This is a genomic window from Geothermobacter hydrogeniphilus, from assembly GCF_002093115.1.
In the GTDB taxonomy this organism is placed as follows: domain Bacteria; phylum Desulfobacterota; class Desulfuromonadia; order Desulfuromonadales; family Geothermobacteraceae; genus Geothermobacter_A; species Geothermobacter_A hydrogeniphilus.
Genome location: NZ_NAAD01000001.1, coordinates 209296 through 230096, shown reverse-complemented (window position 1 = coordinate 230096; position 20801 = coordinate 209296). Strand labels below are relative to the sequence as shown.

General features: G+C 58.4%; 27 protein-coding genes. 10 read left to right on the top strand and 17 right to left on the bottom strand.

The features are described 5' to 3' along the window. Nucleotides 1-76: 76 nt before the first annotated feature. The 10 genes from B5V00_RS01025 (at nucleotide 77) to B5V00_RS00980 (ending at nucleotide 7292) form a co-directional block, all read left to right on the top strand. The gene (locus tag B5V00_RS01025) at nucleotides 77-430 is read left to right on the top strand and encodes a flagellar protein FlaG (protein ID WP_085008608.1); all 354 of its coding nucleotides are present in this window, start codon (nucleotides 77-79) and stop codon (nucleotides 428-430) included. Nucleotides 431-452: 22 nt separating this feature from the next. Next, nucleotides 453-1838 (top strand): flagellar filament capping protein FliD, encoded by a 1386-nt coding sequence (fliD, locus tag B5V00_RS01020; protein WP_085008606.1) that lies wholly within the window; start codon nucleotides 453-455, stop codon nucleotides 1836-1838. Next, nucleotides 1835-2281: a flagellar export chaperone FliS gene (gene fliS / locus B5V00_RS01015; protein ID WP_085008603.1), complete on the top strand. Its 447-nt coding sequence runs from the start codon at nucleotides 1835-1837 to the stop codon at nucleotides 2279-2281. Before fliD ends, fliS begins: the two co-directional genes overlap by 4 nt. A gap of 8 nt (nucleotides 2282-2289) precedes the next feature. Continuing rightward, complete coding sequence (locus B5V00_RS01010; protein ID WP_085008601.1) at nucleotides 2290-2703, top strand: hypothetical protein; 414 nt, start codon at nucleotides 2290-2292, stop codon at nucleotides 2701-2703. A 51-nt stretch (nucleotides 2704-2754) separates the two neighbouring features. Further along, complete coding sequence (locus B5V00_RS01005; protein ID WP_085008599.1) at nucleotides 2755-3429, top strand: flagellar brake protein; 675 nt, start codon at nucleotides 2755-2757, stop codon at nucleotides 3427-3429. Then, nucleotides 3419-4129, top strand: a complete 711-nt coding sequence (locus tag B5V00_RS01000; protein ID WP_172399564.1) for a PilZ domain-containing protein — start codon at nucleotides 3419-3421, stop codon at nucleotides 4127-4129. The genes B5V00_RS01005 and B5V00_RS01000 overlap by 11 nt, the downstream gene beginning before the upstream one ends. A 65-nt stretch (nucleotides 4130-4194) precedes the next feature. After that, the gene (locus B5V00_RS00995) at nucleotides 4195-5229 is read left to right on the top strand and encodes a hypothetical protein (protein WP_139800610.1); all 1035 of its coding nucleotides are present in this window, start codon (nucleotides 4195-4197) and stop codon (nucleotides 5227-5229) included. 1 nt (nucleotide 5230) lies between these two features. Then, entirely contained in the window at nucleotides 5231-5533 is a 303-nt protein-coding gene (locus B5V00_RS00990; RefSeq protein ID WP_085008593.1) for an EscU/YscU/HrcU family type III secretion system export apparatus switch protein, read from the top strand. A 189-nt stretch (nucleotides 5534-5722) separates the two neighbouring features. Further along, nucleotides 5723-6331 carry a chemotaxis protein gene (locus B5V00_RS00985; RefSeq protein WP_085008591.1) on the top strand — a complete coding sequence of 203 codons (609 nt, stop codon included), beginning with the start codon at nucleotides 5723-5725 and terminating at the stop codon, nucleotides 6329-6331. 70 nt (nucleotides 6332-6401) lie between these two features. Further along, entirely contained in the window at nucleotides 6402-7292 is an 891-nt protein-coding gene (locus tag B5V00_RS00980) for a HAMP domain-containing protein (protein ID WP_085008589.1), read from the top strand. A gap of 76 nt (nucleotides 7293-7368) precedes the next feature. Here the strand turns inward: B5V00_RS00980 and B5V00_RS00975 are convergent, their stop codons facing one another. The 17 genes from B5V00_RS00975 to B5V00_RS00895 all read right to left on the bottom strand — a co-directional run bounded on the left by B5V00_RS00975 (nucleotide 7369) and on the right by B5V00_RS00895 (nucleotide 20786). Next, nucleotides 7369-7881 (bottom strand): O-acetyl-ADP-ribose deacetylase, encoded by a 513-nt coding sequence (locus B5V00_RS00975; RefSeq protein ID WP_085008587.1) that lies wholly within the window; start codon nucleotides 7879-7881, stop codon nucleotides 7369-7371. Between the two features lie 164 nt (nucleotides 7882-8045). Beyond that, entirely contained in the window at nucleotides 8046-8342 is a 297-nt protein-coding gene (locus tag B5V00_RS00970) for an Imm27 family immunity protein (RefSeq protein ID WP_085008584.1), read from the bottom strand. A gap of 28 nt (nucleotides 8343-8370) precedes the next feature. After that, nucleotides 8371-8901, bottom strand: a complete 531-nt coding sequence (locus B5V00_RS00965; protein WP_085008582.1) for a glycine cleavage system transcriptional repressor — start codon at nucleotides 8899-8901, stop codon at nucleotides 8371-8373. 52 nt (nucleotides 8902-8953) lie between these two features. After that, nucleotides 8954-9901, bottom strand: coding sequence for a protease modulator HflC (gene hflC, locus B5V00_RS00960; protein ID WP_085008579.1), 948 nt, complete (start codon nucleotides 9899-9901; stop codon nucleotides 8954-8956). Then, a complete protein-coding gene (gene hflK / locus B5V00_RS00955; protein ID WP_085008577.1) occupies nucleotides 9898-10923 on the bottom strand; it encodes an FtsH protease activity modulator HflK in 1026 nt (341 codons plus the stop codon). Before hflK ends, hflC begins: the two co-directional genes overlap by 4 nt. Further along, a complete protein-coding gene (locus B5V00_RS00950) occupies nucleotides 10920-12068 on the bottom strand; it encodes a phosphotransacetylase family protein (RefSeq protein ID WP_085008574.1) in 1149 nt (382 codons plus the stop codon). The genes hflK and B5V00_RS00950 overlap by 4 nt, the downstream gene beginning before the upstream one ends. 118 nt (nucleotides 12069-12186) lie before the next feature. Next, nucleotides 12187-12576 (bottom strand): hypothetical protein, encoded by a 390-nt coding sequence (locus B5V00_RS00945; protein WP_085008573.1) that lies wholly within the window; start codon nucleotides 12574-12576, stop codon nucleotides 12187-12189. Then, nucleotides 12576-13190: an L-threonylcarbamoyladenylate synthase gene (locus tag B5V00_RS00940; RefSeq protein ID WP_085008571.1), complete on the bottom strand. Its 615-nt coding sequence runs from the start codon at nucleotides 13188-13190 to the stop codon at nucleotides 12576-12578. The genes B5V00_RS00945 and B5V00_RS00940 overlap by 1 nt, the downstream gene beginning before the upstream one ends. A gap of 264 nt (nucleotides 13191-13454) precedes the next feature. Then, nucleotides 13455-13733 (bottom strand): YbeD family protein, encoded by a 279-nt coding sequence (locus B5V00_RS00935; protein ID WP_172399563.1) that lies wholly within the window; start codon nucleotides 13731-13733, stop codon nucleotides 13455-13457. Between the two features lie 2 nt (nucleotides 13734-13735). After that, complete coding sequence (gene dut / locus B5V00_RS00930) at nucleotides 13736-14191, bottom strand: dUTP diphosphatase (RefSeq protein ID WP_085008567.1); 456 nt, start codon at nucleotides 14189-14191, stop codon at nucleotides 13736-13738. Nucleotides 14192-14267: 76 nt separating this feature from the next. Continuing rightward, a complete protein-coding gene (locus tag B5V00_RS00925; RefSeq protein WP_085008565.1) occupies nucleotides 14268-15536 on the bottom strand; it encodes a M16 family metallopeptidase in 1269 nt (422 codons plus the stop codon). 15 nt (nucleotides 15537-15551) lie between these two features. Next, the gene (pnp, locus tag B5V00_RS00920) at nucleotides 15552-17651 is read right to left on the bottom strand and encodes a polyribonucleotide nucleotidyltransferase (RefSeq protein ID WP_085008563.1); all 2100 of its coding nucleotides are present in this window, start codon (nucleotides 17649-17651) and stop codon (nucleotides 15552-15554) included. Nucleotides 17652-17860: 209 nt separating this feature from the next. Then, nucleotides 17861-18127, bottom strand: a complete 267-nt coding sequence (gene rpsO, locus B5V00_RS00915) for a 30S ribosomal protein S15 (RefSeq protein ID WP_085008561.1) — start codon at nucleotides 18125-18127, stop codon at nucleotides 17861-17863. A gap of 115 nt (nucleotides 18128-18242) precedes the next feature. Next, nucleotides 18243-19151 (bottom strand): tRNA pseudouridine(55) synthase TruB, encoded by a 909-nt coding sequence (gene truB, locus B5V00_RS00910; RefSeq protein WP_085008559.1) that lies wholly within the window; start codon nucleotides 19149-19151, stop codon nucleotides 18243-18245. Further along, complete coding sequence (locus tag B5V00_RS00905; RefSeq protein WP_245803887.1) at nucleotides 19148-20125, bottom strand: DHH family phosphoesterase; 978 nt, start codon at nucleotides 20123-20125, stop codon at nucleotides 19148-19150. The genes truB and B5V00_RS00905 overlap by 4 nt, the downstream gene beginning before the upstream one ends. Beyond that, the gene (gene rbfA / locus B5V00_RS00900) at nucleotides 20085-20453 is read right to left on the bottom strand and encodes a 30S ribosome-binding factor RbfA (RefSeq protein WP_085008555.1); all 369 of its coding nucleotides are present in this window, start codon (nucleotides 20451-20453) and stop codon (nucleotides 20085-20087) included. Before rbfA ends, B5V00_RS00905 begins: the two co-directional genes overlap by 41 nt. An 18-nt stretch (nucleotides 20454-20471) precedes the next feature. Further along, nucleotides 20472-20786 carry a DUF503 domain-containing protein gene (locus B5V00_RS00895; RefSeq protein ID WP_172399562.1) on the bottom strand — a complete coding sequence of 105 codons (315 nt, stop codon included), beginning with the start codon at nucleotides 20784-20786 and terminating at the stop codon, nucleotides 20472-20474. Nucleotides 20787-20801 lie beyond the last annotated feature (15 nt).

Below are 20801 nucleotides of genomic sequence, written 5' to 3'. Positions count from 1 at the left end.
GGGGCCGGGCGCTCCGGCCCCCGTTTTTTAACCCGGGGCATCTGATGAGAAAAAATTTCAGCGAAGGGAGTCAGGCATGAAAGTCGAAGCGATCGCACCCGGGAACGTCGGCGCACCGCCCAAATTCGAGATGGCCGAACAGGTCGAACAGGTCGAACAGGACCGGCAGGTCGCGCGGGCACTCCCCGATGCCGAAAAGAAGGAACAGAAAGTCAATTCGGAAGAATTGTTCGACAAGATCAAGCAGATTACCAGCAACGGCCAGTACAGCATCCAGTTCGAGATGAACAAGGATGTGAACTCCCTGGTGATCCGCATTGTCGACCGGGAATCAGGTGAACTGGTCCGGCAGATTCCCAGCGAAGAGCTGCTCCGCTCGTCCAAAGCACTGCAGGACCTTCGGGGGTTGATGGTCGACACCGAAAGCTGAAGCAGCACAGAGGGCATTCTTCATGACGATCAATTTCAACGGGCTCGCAACCGGCATCGACACCACCACCCTGATCGAAGGGATCATGGCGGCCGACCGCAAACCGATCGACCGCTTAAAGTCGGACAAGGAATACCAGAGTGCCCGGCTCGACGCCTATGGCGTCCTGAGCGGTTCCCTCGACAAGCTGCTGACCGACGTCAAGGCCCTCAATTCCAGCGACAACCTGCTGGCCAAAAAAGCCTCCTTTACCGGGGAATCCCTGGTCACGGCGACAACCACCACCAAGGATGCCATCGAAGGCAGCTACCAGATCCGTTCCTACAGTTTCGCGCAGGTTGAGAAGGATGTCAGCCAGGGATACGCCGACAAAGCCGCAACATCGTTCGGAACCGGGACCCTGGTCATCACCACCGGAACCACCACGCCGGTCAGCCACAACATCACCATCGACAGCAGCAACAATTCTCTCGAAGGGATCGTCAAGGCGATCAACGATGCCGGCATCGGCGTCAAGGCCGCCATCATCAACGATGGCACCAGCACCCCCTACCGGCTGGTGGTTTCCGGCACCAAGGCCGGAGACCCGGCCGACGTCGGCTTCACCATCGACGTCAGCGGTCTGACCGGCGGCAGTTATGCCAACCCGATTTTCACCGAAACCCAGCCGGCAAGCCAGGCCCACATCTCGGTTGACGGGGTCGATCTTTACAGCAACAGCAACGTTTTCACCGATGCCATCCCCGGCACCACCCTGACCCTCGACAAGGCCGACAACGGTGCCACCGTCAGTACCATGACCATCCTCCAGGACAAGGACGTGGTCAAAGGGAAAATCCAGAATTTCGTCAACAGTTACAACCAGATCATGACCTTCGTTTCGAGCCAGTCGGCCAAGGACGGCAAAACCGCCGGTCTGCTGGCCGGCGACTCGGGGATGAACACCATCAAGCGTCATCTGCAGAATATTCTCACCAACATGGTGGACACCGGCGGCAATTTCAAAAGCCTGGCCGAACTGGGGCTCGAAACCCAACGCGACGGCACCCTGGTTCTCAACAACGACACCCTGGACAACGCCCTGGCAACCGACCTGGACGGGGTGGTCAGCCTGTTGGCCGGAAACGGCACCAAGGACGGAATTTCCGTCCAGTTCGAAACCTACCTGAAAGCAATGACCGACAGTCGCGAAGGGTTTCTCGCCAGCCGCCAAAACAGCATCAATCGCATTATGGACCGTATCGACAACCGGATTACGCAGATGCAGACCCGGCTCGACCAGCGGGAAAAAACCCTTCAGCAGCAATTCAGCGCCATGGAAGAACTGGTCAGTGGGCTCAATGCCCAGGGAGACTACCTCACCCAGCAGATGTCGATGCTGGCGAACATATGGAGTTCTAAAAAATGAATGCCTTCTGGAATCAATACCAGCAGAACCAGGTGAACCAGGCAACCCCCGAGCAGATCCTGATCATGCTCTACGACGGCGCGATCAGAAACACGGTGCAGGCGATCCAGGCCCTGGCCAACGCCGACCGGGTCCGCAAGGCGGAATCGATCAGCAAGGCCATCCATATCGTCACCACCCTCTCCGACACCCTGGACCACGAGATCGGCGGCGAAATTGCCGAGAATCTTGACGCGCTCTATAATTTTATCATCCGCGAACTGACCAACGGCAACCTGAAGAACGACCCGGCCCCCCTTCGGACAGTCGAGGATCTGCTGCGGGACCTGCGCCAGACCTGGAGCGAAGCGATTGAAATCCGCAACCGTGAACTGGCGGAGAAGCGCCAGGAGGCCGCGCCCCCGGAACCGGCGCGCAGGTTGACCGCCCAGGCCCAGGTTTAGGATCAGCAATGAACACAACTGATGAAATTGCCGCCCTGCTGGCGACCTGCAACGCCCAGTACCTGAGCATGGCGGGCTTCATGGAAACACTGCTGGAAGAAATCACCGGCAACCGGCCGCTGGTGATCCGTGAAAAACTCAAGGAACTGGAAGCATTGCAGGCCGAAGCCGCACGTCTCGACACCCGGATGAAACAACGCGTCGAGGAGAGCGGGATCTCCGTCCTGCCGCAGAAGCTGGTCGAACAGCGCCGGGAACTGCTGAATCGAATCGGTGAATGCAACCGCTTGCTGGTTGATAAACTGGAAGGTAAAATGTCGGTGATGGCCGACGAACTGGAGCGCAACCGCCGCGGCAGAAGCGCCCTCGGCAAATACAAATCGACCGGCCGCAAAGGGACCACCTTCCACTATACAACCTGATCTGCAATCGGGGTGGGAGCCCCTGCAAACCTCCCAGGATGGGATTGATTTATGGCCCCGATCGATCTTCTCGCCGAATGTCCGCTGGTCCGCATCAACGTTCCGTTGATCGGTCGACGGATGCTTGCGCTCGACTGCACCCCCGAAGAAACCATACCGCCTTTTTTCGAGGTGACCTTTTCCCCCGGGCAGCTGCCGATCGACGAAATCGATCCCGGCGGCCAATGTACCATCTCCTTCGATGTCGGCGGCCTGGTGTACGTGGTCCGTGCCAACATCGACAAAATCATCCCCCCCCGACGCCTGCGCCTGGCCAATGTCCAGAGCTACAGCAACATGCAGAAACGGGAGTTTTTCCGGGTTGATACCGAAGTCTCCCTGCTCTATCGCAGCGACAAGGAACCGATTCAGAAACGGGTTTCCAACGCCCGGGTCAACCTCAGCGGCGGCGGTATCCGTTTCCCGGTCGAAGGCCGCTTCCGCATGCGCGACAAGGTCGATGTCAAACTCTGTCTGAAAGGCTTCCCCGAAGTTGATGCCGAGTGCGTCGGCCGCGTCGTCAGGATCGATGAAACCGACAACGGGAAAGTTGAAATCGCCCTGGCCTTTGTTGAAATCGCCCCGCGGGACCGCGACCGGATTATTTCCTACTGTTTCGCCCAGCAACGGGAACAATTGCGCAAACGGGTCAAGGTCAAACCGGAAGAGAGCCGTGATGACCGATAATCTCATGGTCGGCCTGACAGAAGGGGCCTTGCTGCGCGTCACCATTCCCCTCTCGGGAGGCACACGCCGGACCCTTGACGCGGCGGTGGAACGTATCGATCAGAACCTGACAGTCTGCATCGACGGATCGGAGACCGGGGTTCCGCCTGCTGTAGATACGGAGAACTGGGTCATCACCAGAGACCTCGGAGAGTCCGTTCTCCTCTACCGGGGCCGGCTCGAACACCGCCTCGCGCCGCGGCGTTTTTCCCTACGGATCGAATCCGTCGTCCAGCATGCCGCCACCCGCAGCGCCCAACGCATCGATGCCGAAATCCAGATCCGCGAATGGACCGGCTCGGCCAGATGGTCACGACTGCGCAAAGCCCGGACCCGCCAGGTCACTCTCAGCAACCGAAGCATCCGTTTTATCGGGCCCGACCACTTTCATCCCGGGCAGCAGCTTCACCTTGAGATATCCCTTCCCGGACAGCCCCGGAGCAGGGTCAATGTCACCGGCGACGTCATCCGCTGCCAGCCGCTGGAACTGTCCCGCTATGAAGTCATTGTTTCCTTCACCGATCTCAGCCAGGAGAACCGGGATCAACTGGAAACCTTTTTACTCACCCGCCATTTCCGTTCCATGCACAACCGCGTCAAACTGCTCGGCGAAGTTCTCAGTCCCAGCCTCGAACAGCACGAAGAGTCATCGGAAAACTGATTCCACCCCGGCGGCAGAAAAAACCGAACTTAAGTTTTTCCCGGCGGCGGTCGATGTGAAGGGTGATGACTCTTATCAACCCATTGGCAGCCGCCAACACACTTGTCCCGGCCGCCGCGACGATCAATCTGCGGGAGAGCCGAGATCAGCACCTGCGACGAGACCAGGTGGTGCGGGCTACTGTCGCCGAGGGAGGGTTGGAAAAGGCGGTATTGCAGCTGGGGGGCAGGAAATTCCTGGTTGAAACCGAAACCCCGCTGATGACGGGACAGAAACTCTCGCTGCAGATTGTCGAAAACTCTGAAGGGGTGGAACTGCGGCTGCTGACATTCAGCCTGTCGGACCGGGTGCGGCAGGTCCTGCATCTGGCGGGTCAATCATTCGACCTGCTGCCCCTGCTGGAAGAACTGGCCGCGCCGAATCATCCCCTGGCAGGGGCTCTCTCACCCGCGGCCAGGGATGCCCTCCAGGGAGCGTTGCTCTTTTTCAGTGGTCAGACGGAAGGAACCGAGGGACGTTTTCTGAAATCCCTGGTCAGGGTGTTGGGGCTTGACCTTGAGCAACGACTGCAACAGGACCCGGCCGAGGCCCCCCTGGCCAACCTCAAGGGCGCGGTCCTGGAACTGCTTGACCGGGTTCAGGGGCAGGACAACCCGACTGCGGACCGCATCCGGCATCTACATCAACTCATTGAAGCGACACAGATTTTCCGCGCGCGGCTGAACGAGGATGGCTTTCTGCTGCTCCCCCTGCCCTTTCCATTTCTTGACTACGGTTACCTGCTGGCAGAGCGACACCCGAGGGGCAACGGGGACACGCCCCGGTCGGGCGGCATGCTCAGTCTCTACCTGCAGCTCAGCTCCATCGGCGCCCTGAATATCAATATGCTGTTCGATCAGCGGGGATTGACCCTGAGGATCAGGACCGAATCACGGCAGAGCATGGCATTCCTGGAGGGCTACAGGGACGAACTGGAACAACGGCTGCAGCCCTGGCGCCTCGCCGGATTGAACTTCAGCAGTGACGCGACCGCGCCCCAACAGCACCTGGTCAACCTGTTGAGCGGCGGTCGCAGCACCGTCTTTGACACGAGGGTTTGAGATGGACACGGTATCGGCTGAAGACAGAGCTGTTGCCCTGCTTTACCGCAAGAACCATGACCGGGCCCCGAAGGTGGTGGCGGGCGGCCGCGGGGAGCTGGCCAGAAAGATCGTCCAGCTGGCGGCAGAATCGGGCGTCAATATCGTCTCCGATCCCGACCTGGTCGAACTGTTGTCACGGGTTCCGACCGGCGACGAAATCCCCCTCGAACTCTACCAGGCCGTTGCGGAACTGCTGGCCTTTATCTACCAGGTCAATCAGGATCATGCCCGAAGCGCTCAGACTGAGATCGCAGTTAGGTGAAATCGCGTTTTACTGCAATTCAAAAAACTACGGCAGCACACATCCCATTTTTCCGGACATGATTCAACCCACCACAACAAACATTGTTATTCCAGATCGTTAAAAGATTTCCCTTGCCCAAACCAATTCATTAGAAATATAATTACGTTTTATTACTACCTGTTTCAGGTGATCATTTCAGGAGGAGACATGCTGCCAACTCGTTTCGCACTACGGCCGACCGTCCTGGCCGCGCTCTGCCTCTGCCTTCTGCTGTCCGCCGGAACAGCCCGGGCCGCCGAGTTGAGCCCGCTTGATCAGAAGGCGAAAAAGCTGGCCCGACAGTGTGCCGACAAGATAACCCGGCAGTTCGATCTGCTGCTCACCTCCGGCAGACTGACCCTGCCGCAACTGTTCGACACCTTCTATATCCCTATTCCGGGAACCGACCCGCAGAAATTTCACACCCAGTACGACCGCCTCACCGATGGTGTGCTGCTGCCGATTCTTGACTCCTGCCTGGCCGCCGACAAACGCTTCATCTTCGTCGTCGCCGTCGACCGCAACGGCTATCTGCCGACCCACAATTCCAAATATTCCCAGCCGATGACCGGTGACGGCGATCATGACACCAAGTGGAACCGCACCAAGCGCATCTTCAACGACCGCACCGGGCTGGCGGCGGCACGCAACATAAAACCCTACCTGCTGCAGCGCTACAGCCGCGACACCGGAGAAGTCATGACCGACCTCTCGGTGCCGGTCTGGATCCAAGGCCGTCACTGGGGCGCGGTCCGCATCGGCTACATGAAACAGTAAACAATTCCACGTCCATTATCATTTTGTCCCATCGATTGAGGGACGCAACTGTCATCAGGAGGAGTGTCGTATGTTCAACAAGATCGCCGTCAAAGTGGCGGTACTGGTCAGCGTCGTGCTGCTGATCGTCATTGCTGCCGGATCGTTCTATATCATTCAGCAGCAGAGTTCCAGCCTCGAAGACCAGCTTCTGGAGAGGGGCAAGATTGAATCCCTTATCGGGGCGAAACTTGTCGGCAAAGTTCTTGAGGAGGCCATCGACAACGGCGTTTTCAGCGTCAAGGACGCCTTTGACCACGATTACCAGCTGATCCCCGGTTTTACGCCGCCCAAATACCACACCCGTTACGATTCCTATATGGACAAGGCGATCCTCGCCATGGAGGACGAGTTCACCAAGGATGAATCAGTGGTTTTCGCCGTCGCCGTCGATGTCAACGGCTACCTGCCGACCCACAATACCCGCTACCAGCAGCCGATCACCGGCGACCAGCAGAAGGATCTGGTCGGCAACCGCACCAAGCGGATTTTCAACGACCCGGTCGGCATTGCCGCCGCGCAGAACAAACAGCCGGCGTTTCTGCAGGTCTACCACCGGGATACCGGTGAAACGATGTGGGATATCTCCAGCCCGATCATCGTCAAGGGTAAACATTGGGGCGGATTCCGCATCGGCTTCTCCCTGGAAAAAACCCGCATGGCCCAGGCCAGGCTGAAGGCGACCCTGCTGATGATCATGCTCGGCACCCTGGTGGTCTGCGTGATTGCGGTTTTCCTGGTGGTCAACCAGTCCCTGAAGCCTCTGCAGGAGTTGACCGCCCACGCCGCGGACCTGGCCGGCGGCAAGGTCAATCAGAAAATCGAGGTCAAGGGCAAGGATGAAATTGCCCGGCTGGCCGATGTGCTGGAACGACTCCGGGTCAGCATCAAGCTGGCAATGGAAAAACTCGCCAGGCGATAACCTGGAACAGGGATCAAATAGAACGAGCGGCTGTCTTTCGACAGCCGCTCGTATATTTCTTATCTCATTCTCCTGCTTACTGTTCTGCAGCCAGGTTTTTCCGGTACACATCCAGGTCCGCGCCGGAAAAACAGCAGAAAACAATTCTTGAAATCATTTCCGTCCTTTCAAGAAAACCACGCGCTTCACCGATCGCAATCGGACAGGCCCGCGCAACGGGAAAACCGTAGACCCCGGTGCTGATCCCCGGAAAGGCAATGCTCGTAAGGCCATGCCGTTCGGCCAACTCCAGGCTGTTGCGGTAACAGGCTGCCAGCAATTGTTCCTCCTGGCGATCCCCGCCATGCCAGACCGGGCCAACCGTATGGATAACGTACCGCGCCGAGAGCCGAAATCCCGGGGTGATCTTCGCTTCACCGGTCCGACAGCCGTTCAGGCTTCGACAAGCCTCCAGCAATTCAGGCCCGGCGGCGCGGTGGATCGCGCCATCGACCCCGCCACCGCCGAGGAGAGTTCGATTGGCCGCGTTGACAATCGCATCGACCTCCAGTGAGGTGATATCGCCCTGAACGATCTCAATAGCCGCCATCTCAACCTCCTTCTCCCAGCAGGCTGATGAAAATCTGTTGTGCTCCAATGTACCGTCCGGCACACCCTGTTCCGAGGGGTTTCGGACGCCTGGCAGCGGGACATTTCTGCTCAGCCCGGAGAACACGACTTTTTCATCACCTTGCGAGTGACCCCGGCAACGGCTTACAAGCTTACTCCGTATATCTCCTCAGCACGGGCGCTTTCCATGACGCGCAGGATCGGCGGACCGCCATCGGGCAGTTCGGGACGGGTCTTGACAAGTTCCCACAAGCGGCCATCGGTCGGATCCCTGTAGAGCTTTCCATCCTCGACTTCAGCAAGGAGCTGCAGATGGTTTCCGACAAGCCACAGGATACGCTGCCAGGTCGCGTCTTTCTCCATGCGGCTGCCGGTATCGATCCAGAGACCATGCAGCAGGGTTTCACGCGGCGTCGGCTTCAGTTCCTGTTCCATCTCCATCGTTCAATCGCCCTCTGAAGTTCGTTGCTCAGGCGCTGAAGCTGATATCGACATTCAGGTCATCGGCAACAACGGCCAGGCCCTGCTCAAAGGTGGACAGGTCGGTTCCTTCCGGCAACTGGACATGGATATCCATAATATAAAGGATGGTACCACTGCCGGGGGACGGGCTGACCTGCGATTTCAGATCACAGATATTCAGCCCCTTGTCGGCCAGGAACTGGCTGACTTTATAGACGATGCCGGCCTGGTCGACCCCTTCGACATGCAGCACCGAGCCAGCCCGCGCGACCGTGGTTCGCCCGCTCCGGTTCCGCAACGGCCTGACAAAGGCGGAAATGCCCTTCTCCTTTTCCAGCCGACGGCATTCACGTTCCAGCAGCTCGGTCATCTCCGGACGATCCGCTGAGAACAGCAGGATCAGGGTAAATTCGTCGGCCAGCTGCGTCATGCTGGTTTCTTCGAGATTGCAGCCGTTGTCAAACAGGATGCGGGTGACATCGGCGACGATCCCCGGACGATCCTCACCGAACGCGGTCATGATGAAACGATTTTCCATTCCTTCCTCCTCGTAAAAACAATCCCCCGGTTCCGGCCGGGGGACAGCGGTGCTAACGTCGGGTATCCTTCGGCGCGAGCTCTTTCAGATAACGATAAAAATCGGAATCGGTGGAAATAACCAGCCGACCGTTCTCCCGGATCGTCTTTTTGTAGGATTCAAGGGTTCGCAGAAAGGAGTAGAATTCCGGGTCCCGATTGTAGGCACCGGCATAGATCGCAGCCGCCTCGGCGTCCGCCTTGCCGCGTATTTCAAGAGCCTTGCGCAGCGCCCCGGAGGTAATGCCCTTCAGCTCACGGTTCATCCGGCCGAGGATCTCGGCCTGTTCACCCTCCCCTTCGGAGCGGTACTTGGCCGCCACCTTCTTACGCTCGTTGATCATCCGCTCATAGACCCGCTTGCGGACCTGTTCAACATAATTGATGCGCTTGATCTGCACGTCGATCAGTTCGATGCCGTATTCCGGGGTACTGGCCTGGGCCTTGGCCAGCAGACCGGCAAGGATCTCCTCACGACCGACCAGTTGTTCGGGCCGGATCTCGACCCCTTCGACGACAAATTTTTCCGCTTCCTGCTTCTGGGGCTTGTAATCTTTGCCGCGCACCAGTTCAACCAGCAGCCGTTCGGAAACCGCGTCCCTGACCACCGAGTCGATAATGTCATCCAGGCGGCTCTGGGCGCCCCGTTCGGTAGCCACGGTCTTGAAAAAGAGCAACGGGTCAACAATCCGCCAGCGGGCGGTGGTATCCACCCAGATAAACCTCTTGTCCTTGGTCGGGATCTGGTTGGGATCACCGTCCCATTTCAGAATCCGTTTTTCAAACCTGTTGACGTTCTGGATAAAGGGAATCTTGAAATGCAGACCGGGCGTGCTGACATCACCGACCGGCTTGCCGAACTGGGTGACAATCGCCTGCTCGGCTTCATTGACAACGTAAAGACTGCTGCTGGCCAGGATAACGGCCAGCGCCACGACAACAATCAGGATCGGGGCTTTCATTTGCCACCCCCTTTCGTTTCCGCGCGCAGCGGCAGCAGCGGGAGCGCTCCGGTACCGGCTCCGTCCATGATATAGATCTCCTTCAATCGGGGCAGCACCTTTTCGAGGGTTTCAAGATAGATTCGTCTGCGGGTGACTTCCGGCGCTTTGTGGTACTCGGTCAACAACGCCAGGAAACGGTCGGTTTCACCGCGTGCCTTGTTGATTCGTTCGACCGCGTAGCCTTCGGCTTCCTGCACGGTTCTCTTGGCCGTGCCACGCGCCTTCGGCACCTCGCGATTGTACTGTTCGCGGGCCTTGAAGATAAGGCTCTCCTTCTGCTGCTCGGCCTCGTTGACCTCGTTGAAAGCCGCCTTGACCTGGTCCGGCGGGGTCACATCCTGGAACTTGACGGTGACGATACGCACGCCGATATCGTAATCGTTGAGCGCCTGCTGCAGGTCCTTCTGGATTTCGGTCGCCAACTGCGCGCGTTCAGTGGTCAGCACCGCGCTGACATTGGAGTTGCCGATCACCCGTCGCACCATCGCTTCGGACAGGTCGCGAATGGTTTCAACCGGGTCCTTGATGCGGAAAACATACTTGAACGGATCGGCGACCTGGTACTGCACGATCCACTCGACATCGCTGACGTTGAGATCCCCTGTCAGGGTCAGAGCTTCCTCCTCCAGCCCCCGTTTGGTGTAGGTCGTCCGCACACCGGGATTCACGGTCCGGAACCCGAACTCGGCCTTGAGAACCCGTCCGGTTTTTACCAGGTAGACCTGATCGATACCGAAGGGAAGCTTGAAATGCAGGCCCGGCTCGGTATAACCGACAAATTTGCCCAGCCGCAGCAGGACACCAGTCTCCTCGGTGTCGACCTCGTAGAAGCTGTTGAAGGCGCCAAAACCGAGCACCAGCAGCACGATGACTATCAGCAGCTCCTTTTTCGGACGAAAATTATTCTTGATATGCTTACCGATCTCGACAACTTTCTTTTCAAATTCATCGCCAGGAGAACCCTGGCCCCAGTCGTTCATAAATGCTCCGTGTCGTTGGAGGTTGTCGGTCGTCCGGGAGACCTGGTCTCCTGGTCGAACAAGGCGTCAATCGCTTCGAAATCAAAGCGTTTTTCAGCCAGTTCACTGATCAAAGCTATTTTGTGAGTATCTTCAGCGGTCAGCTTGGAAACATCTTCCTTGATGATTTCAAACACCCTGGTCGATGTCCGCCCGGCACGCATGTACGGGATACCGCTGGTTTCGATGATCTGCTGGGAGATGGCGCTGACCTCACCCGTTCCGGGAATGATGATCCCGGCCAGCTTGGTACGCCATTCGGGGATCTGATAGAGATTCGCCAGGGTGACGATCAACTCATCCCGACTGCTGTTGACAATAACCAGGGTTGAATCCTGCAACAGCCCCGCGACCCGCTGGGCGCTGGCCGCGCCAAGCTGGACGTGATGAACGATCCGCTGCGCCTCCTCCTCGTCGGCATGCAGTTCGATATCAAGCACCCCGGCAATCCGCCGCAGAGTCGGGTTGGCCAGGATCGGCTGATAGTTGAAACCGCCGATCAGCTTGAGAGCATGGTCGGCGAAAGCGCGTTCCAGGTAATCCAGGGTCCGCTCGCGCTTGTCAGGTATGATCTTATTCACCAGCACGGCCCTGACATCGACCTGTTCTTTCTCGAACAAGGCCAGGTTCATGCAGACGCTGTCGACCACGTTGCCGAGTCCGCCGCCGGTCACCAGCATCACCGCCGCGCCTGATTCCGCGGCCAGGCGGGCGTTGTTGCAGCCGAGCAGCGAACCGACGCCCGGATGACCGGCGCCTTCGATAATCAGGAAATCATTTTTGGCGTCAAGTTCCTCAATCGCCTCGAGCATCCGTTCGGCGATCAGGCCGCGGTCAATCTTGCCGTCCAGAACGCGGCGGGTATCGCCCGGTTGCAGAACAAAAGGTGACATCAGCCGCAGATCGTCTTCAAGGCCGAAAACCCGCGCCATGACCACCGCGTCCTTGTCGGCGCTGAGGCCACGGTAAAGTACCGGTTTCGGTCCGATCGGCTTGATGAAACCGACCCGCGGATACTTTTTGCGGGCCATGTGCATCAATGACAGGCTGGTGGTGGTCTTGCCGCAGTTCTGACTGGTGGCGGCAATGAAAATCTTTCGAGCCATTAACAGCTCATCCTTCCGGATTCATGGTTCGGGGTATAGATGCAGTGTACCACTGTGGACAATGAAATTTTTAAAATTCGGAACAAAAAACAGGAACCGGAAAGAAATCCCGGCGATTTCAGCAGCCGCAACCGCAATTATGACAAACTCGAAGGTTTTCATCCTCGGGGCGAATCATTTCCGGCGCGAAAGCGACGCGGTTGATCCCTCGCCGGATATCTTCGATCAGGTCACAGTCACGACTCGGGCCGATGATATGTCCGAGGCAGAGGTTGGAAATCCCGTCGGCCGGAGACCGAAGGCGAATGCTGTTGAGCAGATCACCGTACCCCCTGACCTCGATGGTCCGACTGTTGTCATCAACAATCCGCAACCGCACACCCAGCCCGGCCAACTCCGCCCCCTGAGACTCAAGCCGGGCGTTGATCAGGGTACGGTCGATCTCGTATGACCAGGTCTCCGTTTCAAAGCGACAGGGATGAAAGGCTACCGTCACCTCTTTACGCATCAGCCCTGCTCCAACCAGTCCACCGGACCGCATCCCAGGCGCAGGACCTCGGGTTGATCATTCACCAGGCTGATCACGGTCGAAGGCTGGCTGTTGAGGATGCCGCCGTCGACCACCAGGTCGAGTTTTTTACCAAGACTCTCTTCGATATCGGCGGGATCCTGAATAATTTCATCACCGGCCAGGTTGGCGCTGGTCGTTACCAGGGGATGACCGAGTTCCCGGACAATCGCGGTGGCGATGGGATTGTCGGGAATCCGGATGCCGACCGTTTTCTGCCGGGTCACCAGCAGATCGGGAACCACGCGGCTCGCCTCAAGAACAAAGGTATAGGGGCCCGGCAGGTGGCGTTTCATCAATTTGAAAGCGAAATTGCTGACCCGGGCATAATTGGCAACCTCGGAAAGGTCGGAACAGATGAAGGAAAAGGGTTTGCGGGCATCCCGCTGCTTGATCTGGTAGATCTTCCTGACCCCTTTTTTGTTGAAGATATCGCAACCGATCCCGTAGATCGTGTCGGTGGGATAGGCAATCACTCCGCCCCGGGTCAGGGTCTCGACAACCCGGCGGACGAGACGGAGCTGTGGAGTTTCAGCATTGATGGGCATCAGCATGATCGGGGCTCCTGACTATGACCTGAATCCGTGAGTTTCTGTTGGGTGGAGAGTGCAAGTGCTTGGCCTGAATGGGTTTTTCAAAAATCTGAGGCGCACCCATAGGTTCGCCGGTGATTTTTGGAAAGCTCAGGCAGGGTAATGACTTGCGCTATCCGCCGACAAGGGACTCACGGATTCAGGTATGAATATCGTCTGAATCAGCTGTGAGAATACACTGATTAACCGGCATCTGCAACAACCGCCACCTCCGCGCGACAGTGGTCAGAGCAGGTAACGCAGGCCTTCAAGAGTCCGCAGCTCGGCATAGATGGCCTCCATCTGGCCACGGCTGCTCACTCGGACGGTGATGGTCGCGCAGACATAGCGACCGCCGGAACTGGTCCGCGAACACAGGGCCTCCCGATCCACCGGAATCACCCGGCTGACCGCCTGCAGGACCTCGCGGCAGAAGCTTTCCTCACACGCCGTCTCACCGAAGGCTTTGAACTGGAAATCACAGGGAAAATCAAACAACTCTTCCGGGGAATCCGCCTGACCCACGATCACACCTCCCTGCGGATACCGGTATGACCGAAACCACCATCGGCCCGTTCACTGTCGTTCAGTTCGGCGACCTCGGCCAGTTCCACCCGGACAACGGGAGCGATCACCAACTGGGCGATCCGGTCGCCGCTGCTGATTCGAATCGACTCCTGGCCGAGATTGATCAACAGCACCCCGATTTCACCACGGTAATCGGAATCAATGGTCCCCGGCGCATTAACCATGCTCAGGCCATGACGCAGAGCGAGACCGGACCGTGGACGAACCTGACCTTCGAAACCGGGAGGGATTTCCAGCGCCAGGCCGGTGCGTACCAGGCAGCGTTCACCGGGCGTCAGCAGCAGGCTCCCGTCGATGACGGCATGCAGATCCATACCGGCGGCCCCGGCGGTCATGTAACGCGGCAAAACGGCATCGGGATGCAGACGAAGACAACGAACGACTGGTAATGACACGAAAACCTCTCAGTCCACCTGAATCAGTGAGTTTATGCCGGATGAAGAGTGCAAGTACTACTCACAGGCAAGGTACTCACGGATTCGGGTCCAGGTTTAGATCGAACATCGGAAAACCGCTCACCTCCAGCTTGCCGAGAAACTGCAGGTTGAGACTCCGGTTGGTGAAAAGTTCAGCGGCCAGGTGACGCACATCCTCTGCGGTCACCCGGTCAAACTGTTCAATAACGGTGTCAATTTCAAGTTGTCCACCAAGATAATACTGATTTTTGGCCAGCCGGCTCATCCGGTTGTCGGTGCTTTCCAGGGAAAGGATCAGGTTGCCCTTCAACTGCTCACGGATGTCATGGAGCAGGTCATCTTCAACCGGCTCTTCCTTGAGGCGCCGCATTTCCGCCAGCACCAGGCGGATGGCATCCGCTGAATCGGTCGGCGACGTGGCGGAATAGACCACCTGGCAACCACTGTCGACATGACAGTTGAGATAACTGTAGACAGAATAGGCAAGTCCGCGTTCCTCGCGGATCACCTGAAAAAGGCGAGAGCTCATGCCGCCACCGAGTATGGCGTTGAGCAAAAAACCGGCAAAGCGGTCGGGATGATTCTGCGGCAAGGCCCTGGTCCCGAGGCAGAAATGGACCTGCTCCAGGTCCCGGTGTTCAATACTGACCCGACGTTGGGGTTCAAATCCGCCGCCGCCGGCGGGAAGGGAGCCGGCGGGCAGACTCCCGAGCAACCGTTCAACATCATTGAGCAGGCGATCATGATTGACCGCCCCCGCGGCGCAGACCATCAGGTTTCGACCGACGAATCGCTGGTCGCGATAGTCAATCAGCTGCTGTCGCTGCAGCCCGGAAACGGTTTTCGCCGTGCCGGCCGTCGGCAGACCGAGCGGATGTTTTTTCCAGAACAACTGGCAGAAAAGATCATGGATGCAATCCTCGGGAGCATCCTCCACCATGTGCAGTTCCTGGAGAATAACCTTCCGTTCTTTTTCCACCTCTTCGGGATCGAAGGTCGAATCGAGGATGATGTCAGCCAGCAGGTCGAGCGCCATGGGCAGCTTGTCTCCCATGACCTTGGCATAAAAACAGCTGAATTCACGCGTGGTGAAGGCATTGAGAAAGCCACCGACCGCGTCGATCTCCCGGGCGATGGCACGAGCCGTGCGACGGGTCGTCCCCTTGAACAACATGTGTTCGACAAAGTGAGCGACGCCATTGTGCTCAAAAGGTTCGTGCCGGGAACCATTCGCGACCCATAAACCTATGGATACGGAATGGACTCCCGGCACGTATTCGGTAATGACCCGCAGGCCATTCTGCAGCGTCGTGGACTGAATCATGCCCCGCCGCTGATATTACTTCTCTTCCGGGACGGATTCACCAAGGGCTTCCTTGCGGGAGAGCTTGATTTTCCCCTGGCGATCGATACCAATGCATTTGACCAGCACCGAGTCCCCTTCCTTGAGGATGTCGGTCACGGCCTTGACCCGCTCTTTGGCGAGTTCGGAGATATGCACCAGGCCGTCGGTTCCGGGAATGATTTCGACGAAAGCGCCGAATTCCATGATCCGCTTGACCGTTCCCTGGTAAAGCTTGCCGACTTCCGGCTCTTCGGTCAGGTCGCGAATCATTTTCTTGGCGGCCTCGGCGGCAGCGGCATCGGAGGAGAAGACCTTGACCTTGCCGTCGTCCTCGATGTCGATCTGGCAGCCGGTCGCCTCGATAATACTGCGAATGGTCTTGCCGCCGGAACCGATGACGGTACGCACCTGCTCGGGCTTGACCTGGACGATGGTGATGCGCGGAGCGTTCGGCGCAAGTTCGGTACGCGGAGCCTGCAGCGCTTCGGCCATCTTGCCGAGAATATGAATCCGGCCTTCACGGGCCTGTTCCAGCGCCTGCTTCATGATCGCCTTGTCGACCCCGGTGATCTTGATGTCCATCTGCAGGGCGGCAACGCCGTCTTTGGTGCCGGTCACCTTGAAGTCCATATCGCCGAGATGATCCTCATCACCGAGGATATCGGAGAGAATGGCGATATCGTCCCCTTCCTTGATCAGCCCCATGGCGATACCGGCGACCGCGTCCTTCGTGGGTACGCCGCCGTCCATCAGGGCGAGGGAGGAACCACAGACGCTGGCCATCGACGAAGAGCCGTTCGACTCGAGAATGTCGGAGACCAGGCGGATGGTATAGGGGAAATCGTCATGCTCCGGCAGGATCTTGGCAACCGACCGCTCGGCCAGCATGCCGTGACCAATTTCACGCCGACCGGGGAAGAGCCGCATGCTGGTCTCGCCGACGCAGAACGGCGGGAAGTTGTAATGCAGCAGAAATTTCTTGAATTCCATGCCCTGGATATTGTCCATCCGCTGCTCGTCCATCGAGGTACCGAGCGCCACCGCAACCAGCGCCTGGGTTTCCCCGCGGGTGAACAGCGCGCTGCCGTGGGCATTGGGGAGTACGCCGACTTCACAGCTGATGGGCCGCACGGTGGTCATGTCGCGACCATCGATCCGTACTTTCTCTTTAGTGACCATCTGCCGTACCAGGCGTTTGGCGATGGCGCCGAGGATGCTGCTGATCTCTTCGGAGCGACCCTCGTACTCTTCGGCCAGCGCTTCCTTGACATCGGCCTTGACCTGGTCGATGGCAGCGTAGCGCTCCTGCTTGGTCTGGATGCGCACCGCCTCAGCGAGACGGGCCTCGGCCAGTTCGACAACCTTCGCTTCGAGTTCAGTATCGACCTCGGCCACTTCAAAGGGGCGCTTCTCGTTGCCGACCAGTTGCTGCAGCTTGAGCTGCAGGTCGATCAACGGCTGCAGGGCCTCATGACCGAAGAAGATCGCTTCAAGCATCTCATCTTCGGAAATCAGGTCGGCCTCGCCTTCAACCATCATCACCGCCTCGCGCGAACCGGAAACGACGATTTCGATGTCGCTCTCCTGCAGCTGGTCCAGGGTCGGGTTGGCAATCAGCTTCCCATCGACCCGGCCGACGCGCACGGCGGCGATCGGACCCTCGAAGGGAATATCGGAGACGACCACGGCGGCCGAGGCCCCGACCATCGCCAGGGTATCGGGATCGTTGACGCAGTCAGCCGAAATGACGGTCGGCATGATCTGGGTTTCGAACAGGTAACCCTTGGGAAAGAGCGGCCGCATCGGACGATCGATCAACCGGCAGATCAGGGTTTCACGCTCAGTCGCGCCGCGTTCGCGGCGGAAGAAGGAGCCGGGAATCTTGCCGGCGGCATAGAATTTTTCCTGGTAATTGACGGTCAGGGGAAAGAAATCCTGACCTTCGCGCATTTTTCGCGCCGAAACAACCGTACAGAGCACCTTGGTGCCACCATAACTGATGACCACCGCTCCGTCAGCCTGACGAGCCATTTTTCCTGTTTCAAGGGACAACGGTTGTCCATTGAATTCTACTTCTACCTTGTGATAGGCCATGTGAGTTCCTCCTCAAGCCTGTTGGGGCATCAATCGATGAAACGGCAGGTTCTTCGTCGCGGACAAGGACCGGCTGAAGGAGGATGGCCTGAGACAGAATTCGTGCCGCAATGTCGCGACAGCAAACCCTCTCTTAGGACAACCTCCACCGAACCCAAAAAAAACGAAGGGCAACCGCCCTTCGCCCAGACGAAGAACCTGTTGCCCGATCAGCGACGGATGCCGAGTTCCTTGATAATCGTCCGATAACGCTCAACATCCTTTTTCTTCAGGTAGTCGAGCAGACGACGGCGTTGACCGACGATCTTCAGCAGGCCACGTCGGGAATGATGATCCTTCTTGTGGGTGCGGAAATGATCCGTCAGATAGGTGATGCGCTCAGAAAGCAGGGCGATCTGGACTTCGGGAGACCCGGTGTCACCCTCGTGCTTCTGGAATTTGTTGATGATTTCCTGTTTACGTTCCGTGGCGAACACGTTGCCACCTCCTTCTTACGTGATGTGTTGATTCATGCCGGCCATACCGGCGTTCAGAGTACCGGACCTTTTAACACAAAACCCCCGACCTGTAAAGCTCGGAGAGATTATCCATTCAGGTATTAAACACCTTGCGGAGCTCAAAATCACCCCTTTTCTCCCGCTCGCGATCCGGCGCGCAGCGGGCCATCGCCAGCAGTTGTCCGCCGGCGGCCAGGCAGACCAGTTCGCCGGCCTCGGGCGCATGGTCGAAAGCGACATCCACGGCGGCCGGAGGCACACCATGGGCCAGCCGACGCCGCGCGGAGCAGGACAACTGTCCCACCGGATATCCGGACATGGCCTGCAGCGGACTCAACAGGCGCGGATGGGGGGTGCTCCAGTCCCAGGTTTCAATCGTCTCCAGCGGCAGGGCGTCATCCAGACTGAAGGGGCCGCTGGCCAGGCGCCGCAACGCCGTCAGGTGTGCCCCACAACCGAGCTCGCGACCGATGTCATCGGCCAGGGTCCGCACATAGGTTCCCTTGGAACAATAGACCTCGAAGCTGACATCGTCACCCTCGACCGCCAGCAGCTTCAGCTCGCGGATCTCAACCTGCCGGGCCTTTCGCTCGACCTCGGTTCCCCGGCGGGCGAGCTTGTACAGGGGAACTCCGTCACGCTTGAGAGCTGAATACATCGGCGGAACCTGCATGACCAGGCCGGTGTGGGCGGCAAAAACCTCACCCAGCCGGTTGTGGACCCCGTCATCCGGGCGGGACTGCGCGATCACCTTCCCGGTTTTGTCGAGAGTGTCGGTGGCGATGCCGAGACGCATGACGGCCCGATAACGTTTCCAGTCACCGAGCAGGTATTCAAGCAGCCGGGTCGCGTCCCCGACCGCCACCGGCAGCAGGCCGGTGGCAAATGGATCGAGGGTGCCGCCGTGCCCGACCCGTTTGATCTTCAGGGAACGACGCACACGTCGGACGACATCGAAGGAACTGAGCCCCTCGGGTTTATCGATCAGCAGCAGTCCGGTCATGGATTGGAGAGCAGTTCACCGAGACGTTCAAACACCTGTCGGCGGATGGCAGCGGCGGTCCCTTTGAGCAGGGCGCCGGCGGCATTGTGGTGCCCGCCCCCACCGAACTCGCGGGCCAGGGACCCGACATCAACATGTCCCTTGGAGCGAAACCCGACCTTGAATTGTCCGGCATCGACCTGGCGGAAGAAAACCGCCACTTCGACCCCTTCGATGGAACGGGGATAATTGATGAAGCGATCGGTATGCTCGGCCGTCGCTCCGGTCGCGGCGAGCATCTCGCCGGTCACCGTCAGGGCGGCGAAACGACCGCAGGGAGAAACCTCCAGGGTCTGCAATGCCAGACCGAGCAGCTTCAGGCGCACCTCTTCCTGGCTTTCATAGAGACCGGAGGCCACCTGCCAGGGATCGACGCCCATCGCCACCAGCTTTCCGGCGACCTCGAAGCTCTCCGGGTCCGCATTTGAGTAACGGAAGGATCCGGTATCGGACAGTATGGCGGTGTAGATACAGAGCGCGACCGGATAATCGATGGCGTAGCCGAGTTCATTCAGCAGGCGGTAGATCAGGATACCGGTGGCGCTGGCCTTGACATCAACATAGTTGATTTCACCAAAGTTTTCGGAGTGGGGATGGTGATCGATATTGACCAGTCGGGCGCAACGGTCACGCAGTTCGGTCCCGGCACGACGCAACTCGCCGGCATCAAGCACCAGCCCGAGGTCAAAGGAACACCCGGGCGGCAGCTCACGGGTCAACGCGTCACTTCCCGGAAGAAAACGCAGATCACCGGGGACCTCGTCACGATTGTAGGCCACCACCTCTTTGCCGATTTTTTTCAGGGCATTGTAAAGGGCGAGCGTGGAGGATATCGCATCTCCGTCCGGACTCGAATGAGAGGCGATCAGGATAGAACGGCTGCTGTTGATCAGTTCACTTATCTTCTGCAGCATCATCCCGGTCTTTGTTGACATCCCGGATCAGGGATTCGATGTGGTTTCCGTAGGCGATCGACTTATCGTACAGGAAAACAATCTCCGGCACGGTGCGCAGATGCAGAACCCGTCCGAGTTGTCGGCGGATGAACCCGGCGGCACTCTGCAGAGCACGACCGGAGTCCTTCTGTGCCGCCTCGTCACCAATCACCGTGTAATGGACCTTGGCATGCTGCACATCCCGGCTGACATCAACGGCGGTGATGGTGACAAAACCGAGCCGGGGATCTTTTAATTCAAACTGAATCAGGCGCGAGATTTCCTGGTGCAGAACCTCGGCAACCCTTTGTGAACGCTGGAATTCCACGTAATATTTTTCTCCACTTTAAATACAACCGGAATCGTCAACTCCGGAGTAATGCAGCAATTCGAAATGCCGAAGACCGGTTTCCGCCAGACCGGAATGGGCGATTTCCTCTTCCAGACGATCGGCAAGTCTTTCGATCGGAGCGGATTCGACCCCGACCACAACGATACCGAGACCGGCCCGCTGCCAGCAATCCTGGTGATCAACCTCGGCGATACTGATCGGAAAACGGTTGCGCAACCGGGCAATCAGCTTTTTCAGCAACCCGCGCTTCTCCTTCAGGCTCTGAGGACCGTGCAGCAGCAACTCCAGCCGCAGGATACCGACAATCATTCCCCACCCTTCGCT

Bases quoted from the DNA above. Each gene is read 5' to 3' on its own strand.
- B5V00_RS01025 (WP_085008608.1), top strand. From the start codon at position 77: ATGAAAGTCGAAGCGATCGCACCCGGGAACGTCGGCGCACCGCCCAAA.
- fliD (WP_085008606.1), top strand. From the start codon at position 453: ATGACGATCAATTTCAACGGGCTCGCAACCGGCATCGACACCACCACC.
- fliS (WP_085008603.1), top strand. From the start codon at position 1,835: ATGAATGCCTTCTGGAATCAATACCAGCAGAACCAGGTGAACCAGGCA.
- B5V00_RS01010 (WP_085008601.1), top strand. From the start codon at position 2,290: ATGAACACAACTGATGAAATTGCCGCCCTGCTGGCGACCTGCAACGCC.
- B5V00_RS01005 (WP_085008599.1), top strand. From the start codon at position 2,755: ATGGCCCCGATCGATCTTCTCGCCGAATGTCCGCTGGTCCGCATCAAC.
- B5V00_RS01000 (WP_172399564.1), top strand. From the start codon at position 3,419: ATGACCGATAATCTCATGGTCGGCCTGACAGAAGGGGCCTTGCTGCGC.
- B5V00_RS00995 (WP_139800610.1), top strand. From the start codon at position 4,195: ATGACTCTTATCAACCCATTGGCAGCCGCCAACACACTTGTCCCGGCC.
- B5V00_RS00990 (WP_085008593.1), top strand. From the start codon at position 5,231: ATGGACACGGTATCGGCTGAAGACAGAGCTGTTGCCCTGCTTTACCGC.
- B5V00_RS00985 (WP_085008591.1), top strand. From the start codon at position 5,723: ATGCTGCCAACTCGTTTCGCACTACGGCCGACCGTCCTGGCCGCGCTC.
- B5V00_RS00980 (WP_085008589.1), top strand. From the start codon at position 6,402: ATGTTCAACAAGATCGCCGTCAAAGTGGCGGTACTGGTCAGCGTCGTG.
- B5V00_RS00975 (WP_085008587.1), bottom strand. From the start codon at position 7,881: ATGGCGGCTATTGAGATCGTTCAGGGCGATATCACCTCACTGGAGGTC.
- B5V00_RS00970 (WP_085008584.1), bottom strand. From the start codon at position 8,342: ATGGAGATGGAACAGGAACTGAAGCCGACGCCGCGTGAAACCCTGCTG.
- B5V00_RS00965 (WP_085008582.1), bottom strand. From the start codon at position 8,901: ATGGAAAATCGTTTCATCATGACCGCGTTCGGTGAGGATCGTCCGGGG.
- hflC (WP_085008579.1), bottom strand. From the start codon at position 9,901: ATGAAAGCCCCGATCCTGATTGTTGTCGTGGCGCTGGCCGTTATCCTG.
- hflK (WP_085008577.1), bottom strand. From the start codon at position 10,923: ATGAACGACTGGGGCCAGGGTTCTCCTGGCGATGAATTTGAAAAGAAA.
- B5V00_RS00950 (WP_085008574.1), bottom strand. From the start codon at position 12,068: ATGGCTCGAAAGATTTTCATTGCCGCCACCAGTCAGAACTGCGGCAAG.
- B5V00_RS00945 (WP_085008573.1), bottom strand. From the start codon at position 12,576: ATGCGTAAAGAGGTGACGGTAGCCTTTCATCCCTGTCGCTTTGAAACG.
- B5V00_RS00940 (WP_085008571.1), bottom strand. From the start codon at position 13,190: ATGCTGATGCCCATCAATGCTGAAACTCCACAGCTCCGTCTCGTCCGC.
- B5V00_RS00925 (WP_085008565.1), bottom strand. From the start codon at position 15,536: ATGATTCAGTCCACGACGCTGCAGAATGGCCTGCGGGTCATTACCGAA.
- pnp (WP_085008563.1), bottom strand. From the start codon at position 17,651: ATGGCCTATCACAAGGTAGAAGTAGAATTCAATGGACAACCGTTGTCC.
- truB (WP_085008559.1), bottom strand. From the start codon at position 19,151: ATGACCGGACTGCTGCTGATCGATAAACCCGAGGGGCTCAGTTCCTTC.
- B5V00_RS00905 (WP_245803887.1), bottom strand. From the start codon at position 20,125: ATGTCAACAAAGACCGGGATGATGCTGCAGAAGATAAGTGAACTGATC.
- B5V00_RS00895 (WP_172399562.1), bottom strand. From the start codon at position 20,786: ATGATTGTCGGTATCCTGCGGCTGGAGTTGCTGCTGCACGGTCCTCAG.